We start from the raw sequence: 24,259 nt of genomic DNA on the forward strand, positions 1-24,259 counted from the left end.
GCCCCGGCGCGCGTGCGGCGGCCGACCGGCCCGGGGTCGGGGCTCACCGGCCGGGGATCAGAGCTCATATGCGGGGATTCTCCCGCACCGGACGCACGGCAGCGGGTACCGGGGCCGTCCCCGTGTCCACGTACCGTGTCGTGAACCGGCCCCGGTACCCGAAGACCGGACCGAGGAAGCGGTTGGTCACCCGTACCTCGATCCGGAAGCAGTCGTCGGCGTCGTCCCACCACTCCCGCACCTCGGCCGCGCCGGACAGGGCGACCGGGAACCGGTGGCCGGCGTACCGCTGCTCGCCGGTGCGGATGGTCAGCGCGCCGCGCCGGTCGACCCGCAGATCCAGCAGCACCCCGTAGTGCTGATGGGTGCCCAGGTAGTCGACGATGGCCGACCGCTGCGGGCTGTAGACCATCGTCGCGTCGAATCGGCGACGCCGGTGTGGCGCGATGTCGAAGGACCGGACGAACGTCACGGTCTCCCGGCCGAAACTGTCGCGGTACGCGTAGTTCTCGATGCAGAACGGGACGTTGCTGCCCTGCTCGGGGAAGAGGATGTGGCGGGTCGCCCCGAGCCGCAGCAACGGCAGGGTGACCGCCGGGCCGTGCCAGATCCGGTCCATCACGCCGGTGCCGACGCAGCCGGTGGACTGCGCGCTGCTGATGCCGAAGCGGCGCTGCAGGTGGGGATGCAGCCGGTCGAAGTCGGCGCCGAGCGCCCGTTGGAAGATCGAGGTCACCGGGTTGCCTTCTGTTCGATGTGGACCGCCGGGGTTCGGCGATAGTGGCGTGGCCGGCACCGTCGGGCCGCCGGGGTGCCGGGCAGTGGCGGTGCGAGCACGGCCAGCGGTACGGCCAGCAGCGCGAGCCGCTGGTCGAGCGCGACGGCGACGGCCACCAGGGCCAGCCGGCCGGCGGCCTCGGCCAGTGCCTGGTCGCGGCTGCGCTCCGGCGGTACGCCGCGCTCCAGCCACAGGCGTAGCCGGTCGAACGACCAGGCGGTGGCCCAGCCGAAGACGGGACGGAAGATCCGGTCGGCGACCGGTCCGCAGCGGCCCCACCCGGGGGTGTAGTCGTAGCCGGTCCAGAACCGTACGCCGTCGGCGGTCGGCTGGTAGCGCCAGAAGCCGTGGCCGGAGCGGATCAGCGACAGCCGGTGGTCGCAGGCGAACCGCAGCACGGAGGTGGCGGAGCCGTCCGGTCGACGACGTTCGCCTGCGGACTGTCCGGTGCCGGTGATCGTCAGGCCGGGCAGCAGCCGGGTGGCGTACCGGAACCGTTCGTGCGGACCGTACGGCTCGATCCGGGTGAAGCGCAGGTCCCACCGGCTGTGCCGGGCCGGGTCCTGGGTGTGCTGCCACACCCGTTCGATCGGCGCGCGGATCAGCGTCTCGATGTACAGCACCAGTGATCGCCCCCAATTTGAGCAGTCGCTCAAAACAGAGGCTAGCACCAGGTTGAGCAGTCGCTCAAGATTGACGGACGGCGGCACCGCCATAACACGGGGTACCTCTCCCCAATGTTAGTTCTTGTGGCCTTCCGGCTGGGATGGGAGCCTTTGGGGCACGAGATCGAGGGAGATGGATAGTCAAAGTTGTCCATCCCTCTCCAGGCACGCCGACCGGCGTACCGCACCCCTCTCCAGGCACGCCGACCGGCGTACCGCACGCACCCCCACACCACAGGAGGCGCACGTGCCAGCCATCAGCACCCCCGTCAAGCGCGCCGCGGCCACCCTCGCCGCCCCGCTGCTGCTCGTCGGAATGGCCCTCTGGCCGTCGGCGGCCCAGGCCGCACCCGTACCACTGTTCGCCGCCGGGGCGGACACCGCCGCCGAGATCAGCGCCGAACTCGGCGACCGCTCAGCCGGGGCGTACCTCGACGAGGCCACCGGTCGGATGGTCGTCACCGTCACCGACGCCACCGCCGCCCGGGCCGCCCGCCAGGCCGGCGCCGTCGCCAGGACCGTCACCTACAGCAGCGCCGACCTCGAAGCGGTGACCGCCCGGATCGAACGGGCCGCCGCCTTCGTCGGCACCGCCCGCGCCATCGACCTGGCCGCCAACCAGGTCGTGGTCACCGTGGACAGCACCGTCACCGGCCACCGGCTGGCCCTGGTCGAAGCGGCGGTCGCCGCCGCCGGCGACGCCGCCCGGCTGGAACACACCGACGGCGAGTTCAGCCTGATGATCGCCGGCGGCGAGGCCATCTACGGCAGCAACGGCTCCCGGTGCTCCCTCGGCTTCAACGTCCGCACCTCCACGGCCAACTACTTCGTCACCGCCGGGCACTGCACCGCCAGCGCCGCCACCTGGTACGCCAACTCCAGCCGCAGCACCGTGCTCGGCAGCCGGGTGGTCTCCAGCTTCCCCGGCAACGACTACGGCATCGTGCAGTACACCAACAACAGCATCGCCCGCCCCGGCGCGGTCTACCTCTACCCCGGCAGCCAGTCGATCACCTCGGTCGGCAACGCGTACGTCGGCCAGTCGGTCCGCCGCAGCGGCAGCACTACCGGAGTCCGCTCCGGCTCGGTCACCGGCGTCAACGCCTCGGTCACCTACCCCCAGGGCACCGTCCGGGGCCTGATCCGGACCAACGTCTGCGCCCAGCCCGGTGACAGTGGCGGTGCGTTGTTCGCCGGCACCGTCGCGCTCGGCATGACCTCCGGCGGCAGCGGAAACTGCACCACCGGCGGTACGACGTACTTCGCCCCGCTCAACGCGGTCTTCGCGGCGTACCCGACGCTGCGGCTGGTCTGACCGCCGGCACCAACACCGTGCCGGGCCGTCCAGGGTCGACACCCCTGGGCGGCCCGGCCGGGCGGCGGCCTCGAACGCCGGACCGGCGTACCCTCGATCGATGGTCCGCCATCTTCTGGTCCCCGGCCGAGGGTTCCCCCGCCCCGAACACTGGCTCAACCGGTGGGCGGCGGCCAACCCCGGCTACCGGTGGGCACCGCCGCCGCCCGGACCGCCGTACGTGCTGGCCGAGCGGCTCGCCGCACTGCACGCGGCGATCACCGCCAGCGACGAACCGGCGGTGCTCATCGCACACAGCGCCGGCTGCCTGACCGTGGTGCACTGGGCGGCGCGCCACCACGGCCCGGTGGCCGCCGCCCTGCTGGTCACCCCGCCGTATCTGGACCCGGGGTGGCGGCCCGGCCCGGACGACCCGACCGACCTGTACGCCGACGCGGTCCCCCGGCAGCGACTGCCGTTTCGCACCGTCCTGGTCGCCAGCCGCACCGACCCGTACACGACGGTCGAGGAGTTCGCGCGCTACGCCGCCGACTGGGGCGCCGAACTGTACGACGCCGGCGACGCCGGGCACATCGAGACCGCCAGCGGCTACGGCCCCTGGCCGGCCGGCGAACGACTGGTCGCCGCGCTGACCGACGGCGCGCCGATCAGTCGGCCGGCGCCCACGGACTGACCGCGACCCGACCGGTGGTGCCGATGTCGAGACCGCCGTCGGGCTCCAGCACCTGCGCCGGTACGCCGACTCCCGGCGCCACGCGCAGGAAGGTGCCGTGCATCGGCGGCACCCGTACGTCGTCGACGGTGTTGCGCCAGACCAGCGCCGCCGCCGCCCGCTGGCCGGGCAGCACCGTGACCGGCTGCGGGCTGCGGGCCAGGCTCTCGACCCGGGCGATCACCTCGGCACCTTCGACGACCTCGACCGCGAGCGGTTGCCGCTGTTCGTCGAGCACCACGATCTCCGGGAAGCCGTCGACGTGCACCGGCTCGTCGGCGCAGTTGACCAGCCAGATCGACAGCACCCGCAGCCCCATCGCGGCGTTCACCTCGCCCAGGCTCAGCAGCGCCCCGGAGGCCGGGCAGTCAGGGGACGGCTCCACCGACGGCAGCGGGGTCGGCGAGGGGGTCGGTGTCCAGTCGTGGTCCGGCGGCTGCGGCCCGGGTTGCGGCAACTGCCCGGCGCAGGCACCGAGCAGCGTCAACGTCAGCAGCGCCGCGATCCACGGATGCCTCACCGGTCGCCCGCCGCGTCGGGGCCGGCAGCGCCGCTGTCCCCGTCGTCGTCCTCCCCGTGCCCGTCGTCGTCCTCGTCGTCGTCGAACGGTTCGTCGATCCACCGCCACCACGCCTGGTCGCCGTCGATGTGCAGCAGGAACTCCGGCACCGCCACCCCGTCCGGGTCGATCAGCACGACCGCCGCCCGCACCTGCTGGTACGCCCGATCCCAGGCACCGTCGTCCGGGCCGTCCTCGACCACTCGCAGCGCCCGCAGCTCCGCGTCGAAGATCGGCCGCAACGGCGCGAACGCCCCGGTGGGCCGGACGGTGGCGTACAGCCAGGGGAAGTCCCCGTCGGTGACCGCCAGGTCGGCCAGCAGCACACCGGCATGGTCCCGCAACGTCCAGCTCGCCCCTGCACCCACGCCTCGCGTCCTCTCCATCGACCGCCGTCGCGCGGCACGTCCACCGCCGTCGCGCGGCACGTCCACCGCCGTCGCGCGGCACGTCCACCGCCGTCGGCACCGTAGTACGGTGCCGCACCTCGTACGCCGGCCGCGTACACCCGGCACGTAGGTCCGCAGGTCCGGGCCGTGAGGTGCCGTTCGACCCTGCCGGCCGGCGGGCCCCGGCGGCGACGATGGTGGCATGACAGCGCAGGTGAAACACCGACGTCCCGAGGCCAAGTGCCCGATCCGGCCGGGCGAACCCTGCACGCTCTGCCTGCCCGGCGCCACCGGGCCGGCCGACTGCGGGCTGGTCTACCTGGTGATGAGCGACGACGAGCTGCGCGCCGGGCTGCACGAGTCCCGGCGGGTCGCGGCATAGCCGCCGCCCGCCGTCAGCCGGCGGTACCGAGCAGGCGGGTCGGCAGTGGCCGCTGGACGGCCGTCCCGGCCTGCGGGCCCGGCTCGACCCGGTAGGCCCCGGCACCGGGCAGGCAGCTGACCGCTTCGGCCAGTTCGGTGTCGACGTAGTGCAGGCCGACCCCGTCGTCGGTGGCGTACCCGGCCGGCAGTCGGCCGGCGGCCACGCACTCCAGGTAGCGGGCCCGGCGTGGCTGCTCGGCCAGGTCGTGGTGCACCCCGTTGCTGTACGGCAGCATCGCCAGCAGGTCGGTCACCGGGTCGAGCCGGTCGGAGAACGAGTCGGTCAGCCCGCCGACGTGCCAGCAGAGGCTGCCCGCGCTGCCGCCGCCGAGTACCACCCCGGCGTCCCAGCATTCCCGCAGGATCTCGTCGACCCGGTGCGCCCGCCACACCGCCAACATGTTGACCACGCTGCCACCGCCGACCCAGATCAGGTGCTGGTCATGCAGGAACGCCCGGATGTCGTCGACGTTCGGCCGGGGGAACAGTTGCAGGTGCGACGCGACGGCGTGATCGGCGTCGGCGAGGGCTGCGTAGAAGGACTCGATCGTCTGCGGGTCGTCGCCGACGGCGGTCGGGACCAGGCAGACCTTGGCGACCGGAACCCCGGTCAGCGAGATGGCGTGCTCCAACAGGGCGCTCCGTCGGGGTACGCGATATCCCGGTGGCGGGTGCAGAATCCCGGAGACGGCGAAGATCTGACGCGGCGGGGCCATCCGTCCATGATGCACGGGTGTGGCAGCCCACCGGGGTGGCCGGCCGGGCCCGGCACGCGGCGCAGGGCGGGCCCGGCACCGTCGCCGGCCCGCTGAGCTGCCATCTACTACCGGCGGTAGGCTTGACCGGTGACGCGACTCGGCGACCTCGAACGCGCGGTGATGGACGTGCTGTGGGACCGCGACCCGGCGGCCGGGCCGGCCACCGTACGGGACGTCGCCGAGGCCCTGCAGGAGCGTGACCTGGCCTACACGACGGTGATGACCGTCCTGGACCGGCTCGCCGGCAAGGGCATGGTCAGCCGGGAACGGGCCGGTCGGGCCTGGCAGTACCAGCCGGCGGCGAGCCGGGAGGCGCACATCGCGCAGCTCATGCTCGACGCCCTCGACCTGGCCGGCAGCCGCGACGCGGCCCTGGTCCGCTTCGCCAGGTCGGTGACCGGCACCGAAGCCGAGGTGCTCCGGGCCGCCCTCACCGACCAGGCGCAGGCGGCCGAGCGGCAGGGCTGAGCCGACCATGGCGTACGCCGTGCACTTCGCCGCCGTGATCATCGCCTGCTACCTGGCCGCGCAGGCGCTCACCCGGTCGACGTGGTGCGGTCCCGGCTGGACGTGGCGCAGCCCCCGGGTGGCGATCCTCTGCTGGCAGGCGCTCGGCCTCGCGGTCGGGCTCGCCGCGATCGGGCTGCCGTTGGCGGTCGGTCTCGCGCCGTACGGCACCGGCCCCGGCCGGGCTGCCGGACTCTTCGCAGGCGACCTCGCCACCGCCGTCGCCCACCTCGTAGGGGGCCACGGCTGGCCGACCGGGGCCTTCCCGGTCGGGCAGGGCCCGCTGCGGCTGGCGCTGGTCGGTGCCGCCGGCGCGATCGCCGTCGTACTGCTCGGCTCCACCGTGCGCAGCCTGCTGGCCGCCGTACGGGCGCAGCGGCGGCACCGCGACCTGCTCGCCCTGGTCGGGCGCGCCGACCCGGCCGCGCCCGGGGCCCTGGTGCTGGACCACCCGAGCGCCGCCGCCTACTGCCTTCCGGGGGTACGCCCGACCGTGGTCGTCAGCGCCGGCGCGCTCGACCTGCTCGGTCCGGGTGAACTCGCCGCCGTCCTCAGCCACGAGCGGGCGCACGCCGACGAACGGCACGACCTGGTGCTGCTGCCGTTCACCGCGTTGTGCCGGGCGTTGCCCCGGCTGCGGTGGTTGCGGGCGGCGCACGACGCGGTCGCGCTGCTGGTCGAGATGCGTGCCGACGACAAGGCCCGCCGCCAGCACACCGACGCACCGCTCGCCGCCGCGCTGCGCCGGTTCGCCGCCACGACGGACCGGATCACCCCGGCCGGTGTACTCGCGGTCGCCGACCGGGATCTCGACGCCCGGGTGCAGCGGTTGCTGGGCGACGCTCCGGCACCCCGGCTGCGGCCGGCGGCGGCCAGCCTGCTCGCCGCCGCGCTGCTGCTGATGCCGGTCTCGCTGTACCTGGCCGGTTGACGTCGATGACGAGCCCTGCGGCTCCCGCCACCGCAGCCGGCGGTTCGCCACGCCGCCGCCCGTTCGACCCCCGGCTGCTGCGTCAGGTGCCGGCTGCCCGGCTGCCGTTGGCGGCGCTCGGCCTGCTCGGGGTGCTCGCCGCGGTGTTGATCATCGCCCAGGCGACGACGCTCGCCACGGTGCTGGCCGCTGCAGCCCAGGGTGAACTCGACCGGGCCGCCCTCGGCGGGTTCCTCGCCAGCGTCGCCGGCCGGGCCGCGCTGGGCTGGGCGCAGGGCGTCCTGGCCGCCAGCGCCGCCGCCACGGTCACCGCGCAGCTGCGGGTCGACCTGTTCACGGCGATCCACCGGCGCGGGCCGGCCTGGGTGTCCGAGCAGCGGGCCGGCCAGCTCGCCACCCTGACCGGCCGGGGTCTGGACGCCCTCGACGGCTATTTCACCGGGTACCTGCCGCAACTGGTGCTGAGCGTGACCGTGCCGGTCGCCGTACTGGCCCGGCTGGTCTTCGCCGACTGGAGTTCCGCGCTGATCGTCGCGGTCACCCTGCCGCTGATCCCGATCTTCGGCGCGTTGCTCGGTTGGCACGCCCAGGCGGCGACCGAACGGCAGTGGCGGCGGCTGACCCAGCTCGGCGGCCACTTCCTGGACATGGTGGCCGGCCTGGCGACGCTGCGGGCCTTCGGCCGCGAGCGGGACCAGGCCGAGGTGGTACGCCGGATGGCCGACCGGCACCGGGTCGCCACCATGACCACGCTGCGGGTGGCCTTCCTCTCCGCCCTGGTGCTGGAGCTGGTCGCCACCCTCGCTGTGGCGTTGGTGGCCGTCCCGGTCGGGCTCCGGCTGCTCACCGGCGGAATGGCGTTGTCCACCGCGCTGCTGGTGCTGCTGCTCACTCCGGAGGCGTACCTGCCGCTGCGGGCGGCGGGCAGCAAGTTCCACGCCAGCATGGAAGGCCTGACCGTCCTCGACGAGGCACTGACCCTCATCGCCGACGCCGACGCCGACGCCGGCACCAGTGCCGACCGGGCCGGGGCCGCGACTGTCGACCAGGTCGGGGACGCGACTGTCGACCAGGTCGGGGCGGCGGCACGGGCCGTCGTCCGGTCGGCCCCGGCCGAGATCCGGTTCGAGGCGGTCACCGTCGCCTATCGACGCACCACCGCGCTGCACGACGTCGACCTGACGATCCGGGCCGGCGAGCGGATCGCCGTCGTCGGGCCCAGTGGTGCCGGCAAGAGCACCCTGCTGCATCTGCTGCTCGGCTTCGTCGCCCCGACGTCCGGGCGGATCACCGTCGACGGGGTCGACCTGACCGAGCTCGACATCGACCAGTGGCGCCGACAGCTCGCCTGGGTGCCGCAGCACGCCCACCTGTTCGCCGCGTCAGTGGCCGACAACATCCGGCTCGGCTCACCCGACGCGCCACCGGCGCAGGTGACCGCCGCCGTACAGGCCGCCGCGCTGACCGACGTCGTGGCCGCACTGCCGGACGGCCTCGACACCCGGCTCGGTGAACGCGGCCATGGCCTGTCCAGTGGGCAGCGGCAACGGGTCGCACTGGCTCGGGCCTTCCTCCGGGATTCGCCGGTGGTGCTGCTCGACGAACCGACCGCCCGGCTGGACGGGGAGTCCGAAGCCGCAGTGCTGGCCGGCTCCCGGCAACTGATCGCCGGGCGGACCGCGCTGATCGTCGCGCACCGCCCGGCCCTGATCGACGGTGTCGACCGGGTCGTCCGGCTGGACGCCGGCCGCGTCAGCGCCCGGCACCTCAGCGGAGCGGCCTCGTGACCGCCGGGCCACACCGCGACGCGGCCACCGGGCCACACCGCGACGCGGCCGCCGGAGCACGCCGTGACCGGCCGCCGGAGCTGACCGTGCTGGCCCTGGCCCGGCCGTACCTGGGTCGGCTGGTCGGCGCCGGGCTGCTCGCGGCGGCGACCGAGATCGCCGCGTTGGCGCTGATGGCGACGGCGGTGTGGCTGCTGATCACCGCGGCCGGCCAGCCGCCGCTGGACACCGTCACCGTGGCGATCGTCGCGGTACGGGCGTTCGCGATCGGCCGGGGCGTGCTGCGCTACACCGAGCGTCTGGCCGGGCACGACGCCACCCTGCGGGTCGTCACCGAGGTACGGTTCCGGATCTTCCGCGCGCTGGCCGCCCGCCGGCAGACGGCCACCGACCGCTCCGGCGACGCGCTCAGCCGGCTGGTGTCCGACGTCGAGGCCGTGCAGGACCTGCTGCTGCGGGTGCTGGTGCCCGGGGCAGCCGCCGCTGGCGTGGCGGTGCTCGCGGTGGCGGGTACGGCCGTGGTCGACCCGGCCGCCGCGCTGGTGCTCGCCGCCGGGCTGGCGGTGGCCGGTATCGGGCTGCCAGCGGTCGCCACGCTGCTCACCCGGCGCACCGCCGACCGGGTGGCACCGTTGCGGGGGCACCTCGCCGCCGACAGCACCGACCTGACGTACGGCGCGGCCGACCTGGCCGCGTTCGGTGGCACCGCCGCCGCGCTGGACCGGACCGCGCGCCGGGTCCGGGAGCTCGCCGGCCTGCAACGGCGGCTGGCCGTCACCGGCTGGGCGGTCGACGGTGTCGGGGTGCTCGTCGCCGGGGCGACCGCCGCCACGGTCACCGTCGTCGCGGTGCGCGACGGCGTGGCCGGGGTGCTGGTCGGCGTACTCGCCGTCGGGACGTTGACGGCCGTCGAGATGTGCCTGGCGCTGGTCGCGGCGGCCCGCCAGTGGGCGCAGCTGCGCGGCGGGCTGCGACGGGTGGCCGAGCTGGTCGGCGAGCCGGTCGACAGTGCCGGTGGCGGGCAGTCCGACGGCGACGGTGACCGGCCGGCCCCGGCGGCGGGCGTGGCGGTCGCCCTCGACGGCGTGTCGGTGCGCTACCGCGCCGGCACCGTACCGGCGCTGGACCGGCTCGACCTGCGATTGCCGCCGGGGCGGCGGGTCGCCGTGGTGGGGCCGAGCGGCGCCGGCAAGAGCACCCTGCTCGGCGTACTCACCGGGGCGGTCGACCCGCACGAGGGGCGGATCACCGTCGACGGCACCCACCTGGCCGACGTACCGGCCGGGCGGCGGCACCGGCTGGTCGGCGGGCTGCTCGCCGAGGCGTACGTGTTCAACGCCACAGTTCGCGACAACCTGCTGCTGGCCCGACCGACGGCGACCGAGTCCGAGCTCGCCGCCGCCTGCGCGGCGGCCGGCCTGCTCGACTGGGTCCGGGAGCAGCCGGACGGGTGGCGGACGATGGTCGGCGCGGTCGGCAGCCAGCTCTCCGGCGGTCAGCGGCAGCGACTCGCGCTGGCCAGGGCGTTGCTGGTCGATCCGGCGGTGCTGGTCCTCGACGAACCCACCGAGGGTCTCGACCCGGCCATGGCCGACGCCGTGCTGGCCGATGTGCTGGCCGCCGCCGCCGGGCGGACCGTCGTCCTGGTGACCCACCGGCTGGCCGGACTGGAATCGATGGATGAGATCCTGGTGTTGGCGGCTGGTCGGATCGCGCAGCGCGGCAGCCACGCCGGGCTGGTCGACCGGCCCGGCTGGTACCGGGAACAGTGGATCATGCAGCAGACCGCCGAACGTGGCTACCTGACGGCGACCAACTGACGGCGGGGCGGGGTGCGGGCACGCCATCCGGCGGGCTTCCCACTAGGGTGTGCGCAGAGTCACCCACCCGACAGTCCGGGTTCGGGCGCCGTCACCGGAACACAAACGGAGGTCAGCGTGGCCAAGTCGCCGAACCAGCCCGATGCCGACCGGCTCGCCGCCGGATCAGTCGAACCGGGCGCTGCCGATCCTGGGCCCGCCGACGACCTCGGACCCACCGACGACCTGGAATCCGCGACGGACGACACGCTCGACGACGCCGAGGACGCTCCGGTCGTGACGGCCACCGGCGACCGGTCGCTGTGGGCCGATGTCCGGATCGACCCGGTGGAGATCGCGCTGCCGGCCGGTGTCGGGCTCACCCTGCGGGCCTACCGCCCGGCCACCCTGCTGACCCCCACCGACATCTCCGAACGCGAAGAGGACGACCCGTTCGCGGCCCGTCGACGGGCCGCCGAGGCCGAGGACGACGACGACGAGACCGTCGTGATCCTCGACGAGGAGTTCGCCGCCGAACTGGCCGAGGAGGAAGCCGCCGAGCAGGAACGCGCCCGTGGCGAGCGACGCGGGTCCGGGACCGACGCGGCGAGCGACGAGGCCGACGACGACCCGGCCGACGACGACGCCGACCTTGGCGAGGACGTACCGGTCTTCCTCAGCCAGCGCGGCAAGCTGCTGCTGTTCAAGACCCCGCAGGCGCTGGTCAGCTTCGTCCGCTCCGGCGCACCCCACGACCTCGCCCAGTTGGACACCTGGACCGAGCTGGTCGACCGCCTGGAGCCGGCGGACGTCGCAGCGCTGCCCGAGGACACTTACGAGCTCGATCTCGTGGTGGAGAACCTGCGGGGCGGGCACGACACCTGGGACGCGGCGCTGCTGATCCAGTCCGGCGAGGTGGCCAGGGACCTGGCGTACGCGCTGCGGATGCCGTCAGTGCTCGACATGCTCTCGGCCGGATCCAGCCTGGACGATCTTGACGAGGCGTTAAGGTCGACGGTTGACGGCGGCATCGGGGGCTTCATGGCGCGCCGGCGACTGAAGAAAATCGGGGCACAAACCGCAAGTCTCGGTTGGCGCACGATTATCGGCAAGATCTCTGCCGCTACGGACTGGCGCGACTGACCCCTCACCAGGGAGCATCAGTCCTTGGCACATGGCAGGTGTCCGGGAGGAGGACGGCGCGGTGGCGCTCGTGCGGGTGTACTGCGGTCTGGTATCGGCGGACCGGTCTGTCCGGTCGGCTCCGGCCTGGCCGGCCCTGACCGCTGCCGTCGTCGACGATGCCGGCCGGCTGCTCGACATCTGCGACATCGGCGACGATCCTGCCGGCTACGCCCGGCTCAGCGGACTGCTGATCGAGCGGGCCAGCGGGCCCGGCGGGGCGGCGATCGCCGCCGACAGTGACGACCACCTGGTGACCTCGTTGCTGACCGCCGCCGGCCGACCACTTGCTGTCGCCGACGACGATGCCGCCGACGACTACGCCGAGCGGTTCGCCGACGACGAGTCACTCGACGAGATGTCCGCGCCACCCGCCCAGCGGCTCGCTGTCGGGCTCGCCCGGGCCCTGCAGGCCGGAGCGATCAACGCCGTCCCGTTGCCGGTCTCCCGCGACCTCGTCGCCTATCAGCCGGTGCTGGCCGCACACGCCGCCCTGGCCAACGGTCGCCAGGCCGCCGCGGTCGCGCTACGCGAGGTGCTACGGGAGCTGTATCCGGCAGCCCTGCGCGCCTACCCGGACCCCGCCGAGCCGGTCGCCCTCGCGGTGCTCGACGCACTGCCGGAGCCCGGCATGCTCAGCGGCACCAGTTCCCGCAACCGGGAGCTGTCCGTCGCCGCCGACGCGGTCGCCGCGCATCTGGCCGCCGACGGCGTGGCCGACAGCGCCACCATCGACGCCGCTGTCACCGCGCTGCGGGTCGCGATCGTCGAATCACCTCGCCGTACGGCCGTCAACAAGGCGCTCACCTCCGCGACCGCCGAGACCGTCCGGCACGCCGTGGCCGCCGTACGGTCCTGCGACGCCGCCGCCGACGCGCTGATCGCCACGCTGGCCGCCCGGGTCACCGACCCCACGCCGCTCAGTGCCCGGCGGACGGTCCGGCGGGCCGCCGACCAGCCGGCCACTCCCAACCTGCACGCGGTGCCCGGCTCCGGCGAGGCCGGCCCGGCCAGCCGTACCCCCGCCGGTGGCCGGCGGGCCCGGCCCCAGCCGGTCGGCGCCTCCACCACCTCACCGCAGCCGATGACGACGCTGCCGGTCGCACCGGCTCCGGTCGCTCCGCCGCCGAGCGCGCCGGCACCGCTGACGCCGTTGGCCCCGGTCGGCCGCCGCGCGGCGGCCGACCCGGCCGCCGACCGACCGGTCTCCGCACCGCCCCCGCCGCCGGGGATGACCCCGATCTCCGCACAGCGCCCGGGCATCGCCCCGGTGGACGCCGGCGAGCCGTTCCGGGCGACGCTCACGACCGCCGCGATCAACGATGCCCGCGCCCAGCGACGGCCCACCCCGATCGTGCCGCGACCCAACACCCGTACCGGGGCCGGCCCGGCCGGGGGGCCGCCCAGCGCGGCGCCGATGTCCGCTCCCCCGGCGGGTACGACGCCGGTCTCCGGCAGCCCCGTCTCGGCCAGCCCGGTCTCGGCCAGCCCCGTCTCGGCCAGCCCGGTCTCGGCCAGCCCCGTCTCGGCCAGCCCGGTCTCCGGTACGCCGCTGTCCGGTATCCCGGCCTCCGGCCCGCCGCGGCCGCATTCGCCGTTGGCCGAACCACCGACCGGGGGGTTCTCGGCGACGGACTACAGCCTGCCGGTGCCGAACGGCCACCCGGACCATGGCACGCCGCGTACCCCGGGTTCCCGGTCCAACTGGCCGCTCGTCGGTCAGTCCAGCGAGCCGGATCAGCAGCACACGGCCTACCCGCGACCCGGTGACGGCAGCGGGCTGGGACTGCCCGACACCGGCAGCACCGGGCGGGTGAAGCCACCATGGCTGGCCGACGATCTCCCGCCGGAGCCGCCGATGCTGCGGCTGGTGGAGCCGGCGATGGCCGAGCGCCGACCGGACGACTACTCCCGCCCACCGGGCGGTCTGCCGGTGGATACCGCGCCGCTGCGCCTGGTCGACGGTCAGCAGCCCGACTACGGCCGCGGCCGCAGATCGGCCGTCGAGCCGCTCAGCGCTCCGCCGGTGGCCGATGAGGGCGACGGTGATCTACTGATCTTCGCCGCCGCGCGGTCGGCGTGGTTCGTCCGCCATCCCGAGGGCGACGGCGTGGACTTCTCCACTCCGATGGACACCGGCTGGCGCGCCGCCGAGCAGGCGGCCCGACCGGCGACCGGGACCGAGACGCATGCCGGTCTGCCCAAGCGGGTGCCCCAGGCGAACCTGGTGCCGGGGTCACCACTGCGCGACGAGCGCCCACTACGGATCGTCCGGGACGCCGCGAGCATCGCCGAGCACACGAACGGCTATTTCCGTGGCTGGCGGCGGGGGCAGGAGATCGGCGGGTACGCCGTCGGCGGTCGACCGGGTCGGGAAGCGGCCGGGGGCTGGGACTTCAGCCGCGACCAGAGTGGTCAGGGCGACGGCCGCGAGTTCGAGTACCGTCCGGCCGGCAACCGGTCCTGACCCGACCGGACAGCACCGCACAGCGCGCAGAAAACGGCCCCCCTTCACCCAAGGGGGGCCTTCTCGCCTGCCAACGGTCGTTGGGACACGGTCGTTGGACACGCGGTCGTTGGACACGCTGGCGGCCTACCGCACCGCGTCGCCGGCCGACGCGGACCGCTGTCGCTCGGCCTACCCTGGACGGTGAAACGCCGGTACCGGCGGCACCTGTCAGGTGCCGCCGGTGACGGTGGCGGAAGCTGCGACCGGAGACCGGTCAGGCTGGGGCGACAGCACGCTGACGACGCATGGTCAGCACGTACTCGACCAGCGAAATCAGCACGTGCTTCGTCGACTCGCGGTTCCGCGCGTCGCAGGGCACGACCGGTACGTCGCTGGAGATCGCCAGCGCGTCCCGTACGTCCTGCGGATCGTGGTACTGCATGCCGTCGAAGCAGTTGATCGCCACCAGGTAGGGCAGCCGACGATGTTCGAAGAAGTCGATCGCCGCGAAGCAGTCGGCAAGTCGACGGGTGTCGACGAGCACGACGGCACCGATCGCTCCCCGTACCAGCTCGTCCCACATGAACCAGAAACGCGTCTGGCCCGGCGTGCCGAACAGGTAAAGGATGAGGTCCCGGTCGATCGAGATCCGTCCGAAGTCCATGGCGACCGTCGTGGTCGTCTTGCCCGGCACCTGTCGCGTGTCATCGACGCCCACGCCAGCCGAGGTCATGATCGCCTCGGTGGTCAGTGGCGTGATCTCCGAGACCGAGCCGACCAGCGTCGTCTTGCCGACGCCGAACCCACCGGCGATCACGATCTTCGCCGATGTCACTCGCCCGGCCATGGGGCGGTGCGCCATGTCAGAGCCTGCGAAGTCCACTCAGCACCCTCTCCAGCAGTTCCGTGCCCACCGCGTCGTTCGTGTCGTCCAGGGATGTCGGCTCGTACACCGCGACCAGGCCGTCCGAGGCCATGTCCGCGATGATGACCCGGGCTACTCCGAGTGGAAGCTGCATCCGCGCCGCGATCTCCGCGAGCGACTGCAGCCGGCCGTCACACAGCGCGGCAATGTATTGGTGCTCCCGGCCCGTGCCGCCCTTTGTGGCACCTGCGGACCGGCCACGCACCGTTGTCTCCACGAGAGCCTCGAGAGCGATTTCCAGCTTTGGCCGGGTACGACCACGGGTAACGGCGTACGGCCTGACCAACGCGCCAGTAGGTTCATCACGTTCGGTCATCTGCCGTCACCCCCTCTCGTCCTGCCACAGCCCCACCCGTCGGGAGCTCGTAGTGTTCAGTTCTTCCTACCGGCCGGCGCAGGCCCAGGGGGACCGGCACCGACCTCGTCCGTGCGGTCAGCCCAGCATTCCGGCGGCCGTGCGGGGCGCCGGGGTCAGCGCGTCACCGACGCGGTCGACGAGCAACGCCATTTCGTACCCGACCTGGCCGACGTCGCAGCTGCGGGCGGCCAGCACCGCGAACGACGAGCCGTCCGAAATCGACATCAGGAACAGGAAGCCGTTGTCCATCTCGACCACTGTCTGCAGCACTGCACCGCCCTCAAAGCAGCGGGCCGCGCCCTGGGTGAGGCTGACCAGGCCGGAGGCAATGGCCGCGAGCTGGTCGGCCCGGTCCCGGGGAAGGTCCCGGGACGAGGCCAGGAGCAGACCGTCCGCCGACACCGCAATCGCGTGAGCGACCCCGGGTACGCGGTCGGCGAAGTTGGCCAGCAACCAACCGAGATCCTGCGTAGTTGTCATCCCTCATGCTCCTTGCCAGCCTGCGAGGATTGCTGCCCTCCCGGGGTCGCCCCCGGGTTGGTCGAGTGGTCGTCCTTGGGCTGTGTCCGGCCGCGTTGCACACCACGGTGGTACGCGGACAATAGCCCACGGACCGCTTCAGGGGTACGACGCTGCACCGAACTTGTGGCCTTCTCTACGCCACCAGGTACCAGTTGCGCCATCGGAACCCGCTTCGGGAGTCCCGCCTGGGTCTTTTCCTCCACCGAGACCTCGGCGGCGGCACTCGCCGCACGCCAGCCGTCGTCGGCGGCCGTCTGCCAGCTCCCGGTCCGTCCCTCACCGCCACCGCCACCGCCGGTGGAGCGCGACGCTGCGGCGACCGGCTCGGGACGCCGGGGCAGCGACGAGTTGCCGGCTCCGGCTCCCGACGGGGTGGGTGCGGGTGCGGGTGTGGGTGTGGTTGCCTCCGGCGGCGCGGGTCGGCTGGTGTCCACCTTGGCGATCGGTTGGGTCGTCGCGGTGGAGGTGGCCCCGGCACCGGACGGCTTGATCATCGCCGCCGCGGCGGCCCGGGCCTCTTCGGCCGTGGGTCGGCGGGTGCGGAACCAGGCCGATTCCAGCTCGCGGAAGATCGGCAACTCCATGGTCTCGTCCGCGAACTTCTTCGGCCCCGCCTTCTGCGGCGTCACCACCGGGTGGGGTGCCGTCACCGAGTTGTCGCCGCTGGTACGGGCGACCCTCGGCAGTTCCGCTGTCATGTCCAGGGCTGCGGCGAGCTTCTCCGGCACCGGCGGGGCTACCGCGTCGCGGTCGGCCGCGACCGGCGGCCAGGCGGGCGGTGCGGCACCCGGCGGGTTGGCCGACTGCGGCGGCCCGACCGGCTGCTGCGGCGGTGCCGGCTGCTGGTGCGCCGGCCGCTGGAACGGCGCCTGCTGCTGGTAGCCGGTGGGCTGCTGGTAGGCGTTCGGCTGCTGGTAGCCGGTGGGCTGCTGGGCCGCCGGAGTCTGCGGTACCGGCGGCGCGGAGAACGGGCGGACCGGCGGCGCGGAGACCGGCGGGACCGACACCGGTGGCGGTGCGGAGACCGGCGGTACGTACGGCTGACCGCTCACCGGGTGGTGACTCGGCTGCCCGTGGGTCTCCGGCGACGCCGGGATCTGACGCGGGACACCGCTGGTCGGGGCGGCACCGGTGACCTCGCCGTCGACCGTCCAGTGGTCGTTCGAGCGACGTTGCGGCAGCGGGTCGGTGCGCTGGCCGTTGGTCGGCAGTGCGTTGAGCATCTCCGCGCCGTTGGCACCGTTGGCACCGTTCGTACCGTTGGTCGCCCCGGTCAGGTCGGACCAGGCCGGCATCGGTCGCGGCGTCGCGGGCTTGGTGGCACCACCGTTGATCGGTGCCGGCTCGAACGGGCGCGGTGGCGGGCCGACCGGTGCCGGCGGCTCGCTCGGCTGGCCACCGAGCAGGCCGCTGCCCGGCGCGCCGCTGCCTTCCAACGCGAGGGGTGCACCGAACTGCTGGTGGCCGGCGAGCGCCGGGGCTTCCGTACCGCCGGATCCGAACGCGCCGGGGCCGGTCCGGCCGGCCAGCGCCCGGGGAATCAGGACCGCGGTCGGCAGGGTGACGTCGGCGATGGTGCCGCGATCGGTCGCTGGGCGCAGCTCGACCTTCACGCCGTGCCGGTTGGCCAGCCGGGCGACCACGACCAGGCCCATCATCCGGGACACCGCGACGTCGACCATCGGCGGGTTGGCCAGCCGTTCGTTGAGGTCACGCAACTGGTCGCCGCTGATGCCGATGCCGCGGTCCTCGACGTAGAGAGCGGCCCGGTCGCCGACCCGACGGGCCTCGACCATGACGTGCGAGTCCGGCGGCGAGAACGCGGTCGCGTTGTCGAACAGCTCGGCGACGAGGTGCACGAGATCGTTGACCGCGTGCGCGGCGACCTCGATGTCCCGGTCGACGACTCCGAACTCGATCCGGGTGTAGTGCTCGACCTCGGACTGCGCGGCCCGGAGCACGTCGATCAGGGCCGCCGGTTCGCGCTGCACCCGGGTGGAGTCGGCGCCGGCGAGAACGAGCAGGTTCTCGTCGTTTCGCCGCATTCGGGTGGCCAGGTGGTCCAGCTGGAAGAGCTCGCTCAGCCGGTCCGGGTCCTCCTCGCCGCGCTCCAACCGGTCGAGGTGGCCGATCAGCCGGTCGACCAGAATCTGCGACCGACGGGCCAGGTTGACGAACATCGTCGACACCGAGGACCGCAGCGCGGCCTGCTCGGCGGCGGTCCGGACCGCCTCCAGGTGGACGGCGTTGAACGCCTCGGTCACCTGGCCGAACTCGTCCTTGCTGCGCACCGGCAGCGGCTCGGCGATCTGGTTGGCCAGCTGCACCGGGGAGGTCTGGGCGGTGACCTGCGGGTCGCGCAGCCGGGCGACGGCCTGCGGCAGGCCGTACTGGGCGACCGCGAGCGCACCCTGACGCAGCTCCCGCAGGGAGCGGGCCATCGACCGGGCGACGAGGGCGGCGAAGAGAATCGCCAGGAGCAGGACGACGAGCAGCAGGATCGTCTCCACGAGGAGTTGCTGCTGGACCTCGTCGCGCAGGATGGTGGCCTCGTTGACGACGTCGCTGTCGATCTTCTGCTCGACCGTGCGGATCAGGTCGGCGTGCCCGATCAGCGCCGCGTCCCAGGCGTCGGCGTCGAAGGGCGTGTCCCGCATCGACTCTTCGCTCTGGCCACGGATGAAGCCGCCGTAGGTGTCGGCTTCCCGCAGCGCCGGACCGGCCACCGTCTGGTTGTAGAACTCCAGGTCGTCCTGGGTGGCGGCGGCCTCGAAGCTCTGCCGCGACTGGGACTGGCCGGCCCGGGTGCTGATGTAGTCGGTCCGCAGCGCGGGGGTCAGGGCGTCCTGGCTGAACGCCCGGAGCACCACCACCCGCTCCCGGGACAGGAACTCCTTGTTGCGGGCCAGCGAGGCGGCGGCCCGCATGTGGTCGCTCAGCTCGGTGTCGCTGGCCAGCTGGGCCGCCGAGTCGCGGATGTCGAGCAGGTCGCTGAGCAGCACCTCGTACGCGCGGGCCGCCTCGGTCAGCCGGAAGGTCCCGTCGGCGGTGGCGCTGTTGACCACCTGGCTGCGCACGCCGGGCAGGTCGGCGAGGTTCTGGTCGATGCGGGAGAGCAGGTTGCGGAAGTTGACCGGTAGGTCGGTCAGCTCCGCACGGCGCTGCGAGTACGGCGTACGGGCCTGCTCGACCTCGCCGTGCAGTGCGTTGTAGACGCCGAGGTAGCGCTCCTGCAGCTCGGCGTTCTCGGTGCCCAGCAGCAGCACCGCCGCGGCCCGCTCGTTCTGCAGGTCGTGCACCAGGTCGCCGGAGGCCGCCGCGAGAGTGGACAGCGTGCGCGCCTGCGACGCGTTGCTCGCGGTCTCCAGGTGGTCGATGAGGCCATTGGTGCCGACGACGATCGTGGCCAGGGTCGGCACGATCATAATCAGACCGAGCTTCGACCAGATCGGCAGATCATTGAGCCGGCCCACCGGCCGGCGGAGACGCGACAGGAAGGAATCTGCCGTCTTCGGCCGCTCGCTCACGTCACCGCCCTCCTCATCGGTGCCGGCGGGATGCACCGGGCACCGCCCATCGGCCGACCCGGGCGGATCGGACCCCCGAGATTCCATCACGACACCACGCAAAGAGAAAGCCCAGGTGGTCTGTCACCGCGAGTGTGATCCGATGGTTATCCCGGCCAACAACAATTCGCACTGTAGCGAGCACTCTCAGTAATCACCACTTCCCGCTGGATCGTCTGCGGGACAGCCCCGCCCACGACCGTGCGACGAGCCATCGTACGCCCTCGCTCCCCCCGCGTCGCCACCCCTCAGGACGTGCCGATATCTCGGCGAACCGCGCCGGGGCGCCAACCGGGCGGCGGGCCCCGATGGCCCGAACGGTGGATCCGGCGACCGGTGCCGGCACGACCGCCGGTGAGATGAGTCACCACAGTCCACCGAGCACACCATCTGTCGACGGCACCCCTCGATCCACTCGTCGGACCGCCGGGCCGCACCCCGAGTCGCGACTCAGCCCATCACCCGGGTCAGCCGATCACCCCGGGTCAGCCGATCAGCTTCGCGTAGGCCGGTTTGATCACGTCGTCGATGATCGCCAACCGCTCGTCGAACGGGATGAACGCACTCTTCATCGCGTTGACCGTCAACCATCGCAACTCCGACCACCCCCACCCGAACGCCTCCACCAACAACCACATCTCCCGCGACATCGACGTCCCACTCATCAACCGGTTGTCCGTATTCACCGTCACCCGGAACCGCAGATCACGCAACAACCCGATCGGATGCTCACCAATCGACCCCACCGCCCCCGTCTGCACATTCGACGACGGACACAACTCCAACGGAATCCGCTTGTCCCGCACATACGCCGCCAACCGCCCCAACCTCACCGCACCACCAGCACCCACCTCCACATCATCCACAATCCGCACCCCATGCCCCAACCGATCCGCCCCACACCACTGAATCGCCTGCCAGATCGACGGCAACCCAAAAGCCTCACCCGCATGAATAGTGAAATGAAAATTCTCCCGCTGCAGATACTCGAACGCATCCAGATGACGCGTCGGCGGAAACCCCGCCTCCGCCCCCGCGATGTCGAACCCCACCACCCCCGCATCCCGGTACCGCACCGCCAACTCCGCGATCTCCTGCGACCGCGCCGCATGCCGCATCGCCGTCAACAACGTCCCCACCCGCACCACCCGACCCGACGCCGCCGCCCGCGCACACCCGTCCGCGAACCCCGCCACCACCGCCTCCACCACCTGACCCAAACCCAACCCCCGCGACAGATGCTGCTCCGGCGCGAACCGCACCTCCGCGTACACCACCCCGTCCGCCGCCAGATCCACCGCACACTCCGACGCCACCCGGAACAACGCCGACTCCGTCTGCATCACCGCCACCGTGTGCGCGAACGTCTCCAGATACCGCTCCAACGACCCCGAATCCGCCGCCGACACGAACCACCGACCCAACTCCACCGGATCCGACACCGGCAACACATGACCCACCTCATCGGCCAACTCCACCACCGACTCCGGACGCAACCCCCCATCCAGATGATCATGCAACAACGCCTTCGGCGCCCGAACGATCTCCGCCAACGAAACAACCGTCATGGCTGGAGGGTAGTAGGTCGACCCGCCCGTACCGGCGGGGGCGCGGGCCGGCAGGATGACCAGGATGCTTGCCGACGTGCTGCCGTACCTGCGCTGCCCGGTCTGCCACGGACCGTTCGGGGCCGACGATGCCGGCCGGACGCTGCGCTGCGCCGCCCGGCACAGCTTCGACGTGGCCCGGCACGGGCAGGTCGACCTGCTCACCGGTCGGGTACCGCACACCGGCGACACCGCGCAGATGATCGCGGCCCGCGACGAGTTCCTGCGCGCCGGCCACTTCGCGGCGATCACTTCCGGTCTGGTCCGGGCCGCGACCGCGCGGCCGCACCCGACGGGACCGACGGCCGGAGCCGCCCCGCTGGTGGTCGACGCCGGCGCCGGCACCGGTTTCCACCTGGCCGCGGTGCTGGACGCGCTACCCGACGGCGTCGGGCTCGCGCTGGACATCTCCAAGGCGGCGGTACGGCGGGCCGCCCGCGCCCATCCGGCGGCCGCCGCCGTCCGATGTGACACCTGGCGTCGGCTGCCGGTGGCCGACGGCTGCGCCGACCTGCTGCTCAACGTGTTCGCCCCGCGCAACGGCGCCGAGTTTGCCCGGGTGCTGCGGCCCGGCGGGACGCTGATCGTGGTCACGCCGCTGCCGGAGCATCTCGGCGAGCTCGTCCGGGCGCTCGGGCTGCTCGGGGTGGACCCGGCGAAGGAGGACCGGTTGGCCGCCACGCTGGACCGGCACTTCGCCGAGGTGTCCCGACGGACGGTAGGAGACCGGCTGACGCTGAGCCACCGTGACGCCGACGCGGTGGTCCAGATGGGGCCCAGCGCCTGGCACACCGCTCCGGCCGTAGCGGCCGCGCTGCCCGATCCGGTCGAGGTCACCGTCGCGGTACGGCTGACCACCTACCGGCTGCGCTGAGCGTTCCCACCGGGCGCGGTCGGTCAGGTCGACAGATCGACCTCTTCCCACCCGGCCGGCGGGTCGTGGTACGGACCGTGGAAGATCACCGCCCATTCCAGGGCCCAGCGTCGTTGCCCGATCGCGTTGGCGTCCACCACGCCGGGCAGTGGATCGCCCCGCCGTTCCGCCTCCAGGTACCCCCAGTCCAGGCAGTAGTAGAAGTCGAGCAGCACCGCCGCCTCGGCCGCGTCGCGAGGAGCGACCAGGGTCCGCGACCGCCACTGGGCGAACGTCTCGCCGGCCGGCAGGTTCGGTAGCAGCGCCATCAGCCGCTCGTCCGAGGCGGCGACCGGGTCCAGGTGCCGGGTCAGACCCAGCACCCAGGCCAGGGCGAAGATCGCGTCGTGGTGCAGGACGAACGACCGGTGGTCGCCCCGGCCGCCGATGACGAACTGCCACTCCGGCGCGGTGACCAGTTCCACCAGGTGCGAGTTGAGCAGCCAGCTCATCGCGGCCTGCGGGGGCATGCCGAAGCAGCGGGCCAGCACCAGGTGCAGGATCGCCGTACGGGCCTCGATCTCCGGGGTGGGCCGCAGCTCGACGCCGTCGCCCGGCTCCCAGACCAGGGGGAAACCGTCCGGAGGCAGTGGCAGGCGGAGCCGACGCAGCTCGTCGAGACTCTCCGCGCGAATGGCCCGGGGGTCAGGAGCGAGTACGATCACAGGCTTCGTTCCCTGCTAGTCGGCGCCGGCTGCTCTCCTGGACGAACCCCCCGGCGAGGGAGGATATCCGCTCTGTCACGGGTACCACGACAAGGGGTGTCCGATACGGGGTGTGGCGCGGGTGGCGGCGGCTCAGCCGATCCGTTCGAGCACCAGGTCCGGTGCCGACGGCGGCTGGTCGGCGATGCGGATCCCGCCGGTCGGGCCGATCGCGGCGACGATGTCGGGTGCCACGTCGGCGATCCGGGCCGGGTCGTCGGCCCGCAGCTCGACGATCGGGTCACCGGCCCGGACCGCGTCCCCGGGCCGCCGGTGCAGGATCACGCCGGCGGCGGCGCTGACCGGATCCTCCTTGCGGGCCCGACCAGCGCCGAGCCGCCAGGCGGCCAGCCCGATCAGCCGGGCGTCGACGGCTGCGAGGTAGCCGTCCCGGTCGGCGCGGATCAGTTCCGCCTCGGCGGCGACCGGCAACGGGGCGTGCGGGTCACCACCCTGGGCGGCGATCATTGCCCGCCAGGTGTCCATCGCCCGGCCGTCGCGCAGCGCCGCCGCCGGGTCGGCGTCGGGCAGCCCGGCGGCGTCGAGCATCTCGCGGGCCAGGGCCAGGGTGAGGGCGACGACGTCGGCGGGCCCGCCCCCGGCGAGGACCTCGACCGATTCGGTGACCTCGACGGCGTTGCCGACCGCCCGGCCCAGCGGGGTGGACATGTCGGTGAGCAGGGCGACCGTGCGCACGCCGTGCGCGTGGCCCAGGTCGACCATGGTGCGGGCGAGTTCGCGGGCGTCGGCGACCGACGACATGAACGCGCCGGTGCCGACCTTGACGTCGAGCACCAGGGCACCGGTGCCCTCGGCGATCTTCTTGCTCATGATCGAGCTGGCGATCAGCGGGATCGCCTCGACGGTGCCGGTGACGTCGCGCAGGGCGTACAACTTGCGGTCGGCCGGGGCGAGCCCGTCACCGGCCGCGCAGATCACCGCGCCGACGTCGCGCAGTTGGCTGACGAACCGGGCGTTGGTCACCTCGGCCCGCCAGCCCGGGATCGACTCGAGTTTGTCCAGCGTGCCGCCGGTGTGGCCGAGCCCACGGCCGGACAGCTGCGGTACGGCGGCCCCGCAGGCGGCCACCAGCGGGGTCAACGGCAGGGTGATCTTGTCACCGACGCCGCCGGTGGAGTGCTTGTCGACGGTGGGCCGGGGTACGCCGGACAGGTCGAGCCGCTCTCCGCTGGCGATCATGGCGGCGGTCCACCGGGCGATCTCGCCGGTGTCCATGCCGCGCAGCAGGATCGCCATGGCCAGCGCGGACATCTGCTCGTCGGCGATCTCGCCCCGGGTGTACGCGGCGATCGTCCAGTCGATCTGCGCGTCGCTGAGTCGGCCACCGTCGCGCTTGGTCCGGATCACGTCCACGACACTGGCGATCTTGGAACTCTCGTTCGACAATTC

General features: G+C 73.1%; 22 protein-coding genes. 10 read left to right on the top strand and 12 right to left on the bottom strand.

Features of this window, described 5'->3' with window-relative positions; genetic code table 11:
* Positions 1–64 precede the first annotated feature (64 nt).
* Together ACN28F_RS10535 and ACN28F_RS10540 are read right to left on the bottom strand one after the other, a co-directional pair.
* Entirely contained in the window at positions 65–736 is a 672-nt protein-coding gene (locus tag ACN28F_RS10535) for a DUF4166 domain-containing protein (protein ID WP_289207850.1), read from the bottom strand.
* Positions 733–1,401: a hypothetical protein gene (locus ACN28F_RS10540; protein WP_289207851.1), complete on the bottom strand. Its 669-nt coding sequence runs from the start codon at positions 1,399–1,401 to the stop codon at positions 733–735. Before ACN28F_RS10540 ends, ACN28F_RS10535 begins: the two co-directional genes overlap by 4 nt.
* Positions 1,402–1,759: 358 nt before the next feature.
* Here ACN28F_RS10540 and ACN28F_RS10545 point away from each other — a divergent pair, with 358 nt between their 5' ends.
* The gene (locus ACN28F_RS10545) at positions 1,760–2,758 is read left to right on the top strand and encodes a S1 family peptidase (protein ID WP_421361339.1); all 999 of its coding nucleotides are present in this window, start codon (positions 1,760–1,762) and stop codon (positions 2,756–2,758) included.
* Positions 2,759–2,858: 100 nt separating this feature from the next.
* Positions 2,859–3,431 carry an RBBP9/YdeN family alpha/beta hydrolase gene (locus ACN28F_RS10550; RefSeq protein ID WP_289207852.1) on the top strand — a complete coding sequence of 191 codons (573 nt, stop codon included), beginning with the start codon at positions 2,859–2,861 and terminating at the stop codon, positions 3,429–3,431.
* Here the strand turns inward: ACN28F_RS10550 and ACN28F_RS10555 are convergent.
* On the bottom strand, positions 3,406–3,990 hold the full coding sequence (locus ACN28F_RS10555) for a DUF4232 domain-containing protein (RefSeq protein WP_289207853.1): 585 nt from the start codon (positions 3,988–3,990) through the stop codon (positions 3,406–3,408). The genes ACN28F_RS10550 and ACN28F_RS10555 overlap by 26 nt on opposite strands.
* A complete protein-coding gene (locus ACN28F_RS10560; protein WP_289207854.1) occupies positions 3,987–4,397 on the bottom strand; it encodes a hypothetical protein in 411 nt (136 codons plus the stop codon). Before ACN28F_RS10560 ends, ACN28F_RS10555 begins: the two co-directional genes overlap by 4 nt.
* Before the next feature lie 223 nt (positions 4,398–4,620).
* Here ACN28F_RS10560 and ACN28F_RS10565 point away from each other — a divergent pair, with 223 nt between their 5' ends.
* Positions 4,621–4,800, top strand: coding sequence for a DUF6767 domain-containing protein (locus ACN28F_RS10565; protein ID WP_282225551.1), 180 nt, complete (start codon positions 4,621–4,623; stop codon positions 4,798–4,800).
* Positions 4,801–4,813: 13 nt separating this feature from the next.
* On the opposite strand, the gene ACN28F_RS10570 is transcribed toward ACN28F_RS10565, so the two are convergent.
* A complete protein-coding gene (locus ACN28F_RS10570; protein ID WP_421357584.1) occupies positions 4,814–5,557 on the bottom strand; it encodes a Type 1 glutamine amidotransferase-like domain-containing protein in 744 nt (247 codons plus the stop codon).
* A 129-nt stretch (positions 5,558–5,686) separates the two neighbouring features.
* Between ACN28F_RS10570 and ACN28F_RS10575 the strand changes: the two genes are divergently transcribed.
* The 6 genes from ACN28F_RS10575 to ACN28F_RS10600 all read left to right on the top strand — a co-directional run bounded on the left by ACN28F_RS10575 (position 5,687) and on the right by ACN28F_RS10600 (position 14,272).
* Positions 5,687–6,067 carry a BlaI/MecI/CopY family transcriptional regulator gene (locus ACN28F_RS10575; RefSeq protein WP_289207856.1) on the top strand — a complete coding sequence of 127 codons (381 nt, stop codon included), beginning with the start codon at positions 5,687–5,689 and terminating at the stop codon, positions 6,065–6,067.
* A gap of 7 nt (positions 6,068–6,074) precedes the next feature.
* Positions 6,075–7,037, top strand: coding sequence for a M56 family metallopeptidase (locus ACN28F_RS10580; RefSeq protein WP_289207857.1), 963 nt, complete (start codon positions 6,075–6,077; stop codon positions 7,035–7,037).
* Positions 7,038–7,042: 5 nt separating this feature from the next.
* Complete coding sequence (gene cydD, locus ACN28F_RS10585) at positions 7,043–8,824, top strand: thiol reductant ABC exporter subunit CydD (protein WP_421357585.1); 1,782 nt, start codon at positions 7,043–7,045, stop codon at positions 8,822–8,824.
* Entirely contained in the window at positions 8,821–10,644 is a 1,824-nt protein-coding gene (gene cydC, locus ACN28F_RS10590; RefSeq protein ID WP_421357586.1) for a thiol reductant ABC exporter subunit CydC, read from the top strand. Before cydD ends, cydC begins: the two co-directional genes overlap by 4 nt.
* Positions 10,645–10,761: 117 nt before the next feature.
* Entirely contained in the window at positions 10,762–11,766 is a 1,005-nt protein-coding gene (locus tag ACN28F_RS10595) for a DNA primase (RefSeq protein ID WP_289207860.1), read from the top strand.
* 31 nt (positions 11,767–11,797) lie between these two features.
* The gene (locus tag ACN28F_RS10600; protein WP_421357587.1) at positions 11,798–14,272 is read left to right on the top strand and encodes a transposase; all 2,475 of its coding nucleotides are present in this window, start codon (positions 11,798–11,800) and stop codon (positions 14,270–14,272) included.
* A 256-nt stretch (positions 14,273–14,528) separates the two neighbouring features.
* Here ACN28F_RS10600 and ACN28F_RS10605 read toward each other — a convergent pair whose 3' ends face one another.
* The 5 genes from ACN28F_RS10605 to ACN28F_RS10625 all read right to left on the bottom strand — a co-directional run bounded on the left by ACN28F_RS10605 (position 14,529) and on the right by ACN28F_RS10625 (position 21,193).
* Positions 14,529–15,116 carry a GTP-binding protein gene (locus tag ACN28F_RS10605; protein ID WP_123605491.1) on the bottom strand — a complete coding sequence of 196 codons (588 nt, stop codon included), beginning with the start codon at positions 15,114–15,116 and terminating at the stop codon, positions 14,529–14,531.
* 1 nt (position 15,117) lies between these two features.
* Positions 15,118–15,495, bottom strand: a complete 378-nt coding sequence (locus tag ACN28F_RS10610) for a DUF742 domain-containing protein (protein WP_282225544.1) — start codon at positions 15,493–15,495, stop codon at positions 15,118–15,120.
* A 117-nt stretch (positions 15,496–15,612) separates the two neighbouring features.
* Positions 15,613–16,017, bottom strand: coding sequence for a roadblock/LC7 domain-containing protein (locus ACN28F_RS10615; protein WP_289207862.1), 405 nt, complete (start codon positions 16,015–16,017; stop codon positions 15,613–15,615).
* Positions 16,014–19,586: a nitrate- and nitrite sensing domain-containing protein gene (locus ACN28F_RS10620; protein WP_421357588.1), complete on the bottom strand. Its 3,573-nt coding sequence runs from the start codon at positions 19,584–19,586 to the stop codon at positions 16,014–16,016. The genes ACN28F_RS10615 and ACN28F_RS10620 overlap by 4 nt, the downstream gene beginning before the upstream one ends.
* Positions 19,587–20,110: 524 nt before the next feature.
* Positions 20,111–21,193, bottom strand: coding sequence for an adenosine deaminase (locus ACN28F_RS10625; protein ID WP_421357589.1), 1,083 nt, complete (start codon positions 21,191–21,193; stop codon positions 20,111–20,113).
* A gap of 64 nt (positions 21,194–21,257) precedes the next feature.
* Between ACN28F_RS10625 and ACN28F_RS10630 the strand changes: the two genes are divergently transcribed.
* A complete protein-coding gene (locus ACN28F_RS10630; protein WP_289207865.1) occupies positions 21,258–22,106 on the top strand; it encodes a putative RNA methyltransferase in 849 nt (282 codons plus the stop codon).
* 23 nt (positions 22,107–22,129) lie between these two features.
* Here ACN28F_RS10630 and ACN28F_RS10635 read toward each other — a convergent pair whose 3' ends face one another.
* Both ACN28F_RS10635 and ACN28F_RS10640 read right to left on the bottom strand, forming a co-directional pair.
* Positions 22,130–22,810, bottom strand: a complete 681-nt coding sequence (locus ACN28F_RS10635; protein ID WP_289207866.1) for a DUF4272 domain-containing protein — start codon at positions 22,808–22,810, stop codon at positions 22,130–22,132.
* Between the two features lie 132 nt (positions 22,811–22,942).
* Positions 22,943–24,256, bottom strand: coding sequence for a thymidine phosphorylase (locus ACN28F_RS10640; protein ID WP_421357590.1), 1,314 nt, complete (start codon positions 24,254–24,256; stop codon positions 22,943–22,945).
* Positions 24,257–24,259 lie beyond the last annotated feature (3 nt).

Source organism: Solwaraspora sp. WMMA2101, from assembly GCF_049179175.1.
Taxonomy (GTDB): Bacteria; Actinomycetota; Actinomycetes; order Mycobacteriales; family Micromonosporaceae; genus Micromonospora_E.

What these genes read in the sequence shown, in the direction of transcription:
- ACN28F_RS10545 (WP_421361339.1), top strand. Translation starts at nt 1,760, where the DNA reads ATGGCCCTCTGGCCGTCGGCGGCCCAGGCCGCACCCGTACCACTGTTC.
- ACN28F_RS10550 (WP_289207852.1), top strand. Translation starts at nt 2,859, where the DNA reads ATGGTCCGCCATCTTCTGGTCCCCGGCCGAGGGTTCCCCCGCCCCGAA.
- ACN28F_RS10565 (WP_282225551.1), top strand. Translation starts at nt 4,621, where the DNA reads ATGACAGCGCAGGTGAAACACCGACGTCCCGAGGCCAAGTGCCCGATC.
- ACN28F_RS10570 (WP_421357584.1), bottom strand. Translation starts at nt 5,557, where the DNA reads ATGGCCCCGCCGCGTCAGATCTTCGCCGTCTCCGGGATTCTGCACCCG.
- ACN28F_RS10580 (WP_289207857.1), top strand. Translation starts at nt 6,075, where the DNA reads ATGGCGTACGCCGTGCACTTCGCCGCCGTGATCATCGCCTGCTACCTG.
- cydD (WP_421357585.1), top strand. Translation starts at nt 7,043, where the DNA reads ATGACGAGCCCTGCGGCTCCCGCCACCGCAGCCGGCGGTTCGCCACGC.
- ACN28F_RS10600 (WP_421357587.1), top strand. Translation starts at nt 11,798, where the DNA reads ATGGCAGGTGTCCGGGAGGAGGACGGCGCGGTGGCGCTCGTGCGGGTG.
- ACN28F_RS10605 (WP_123605491.1), bottom strand. Translation starts at nt 15,116, where the DNA reads ATGGCGCACCGCCCCATGGCCGGGCGAGTGACATCGGCGAAGATCGTG.
- ACN28F_RS10610 (WP_282225544.1), bottom strand. Translation starts at nt 15,495, where the DNA reads ATGACCGAACGTGATGAACCTACTGGCGCGTTGGTCAGGCCGTACGCC.
- ACN28F_RS10615 (WP_289207862.1), bottom strand. Translation starts at nt 16,017, where the DNA reads ATGACAACTACGCAGGATCTCGGTTGGTTGCTGGCCAACTTCGCCGAC.
- ACN28F_RS10625 (WP_421357589.1), bottom strand. Translation starts at nt 21,193, where the DNA reads ATGACGGTTGTTTCGTTGGCGGAGATCGTTCGGGCGCCGAAGGCGTTG.
- ACN28F_RS10630 (WP_289207865.1), top strand. Translation starts at nt 21,258, where the DNA reads ATGCTTGCCGACGTGCTGCCGTACCTGCGCTGCCCGGTCTGCCACGGA.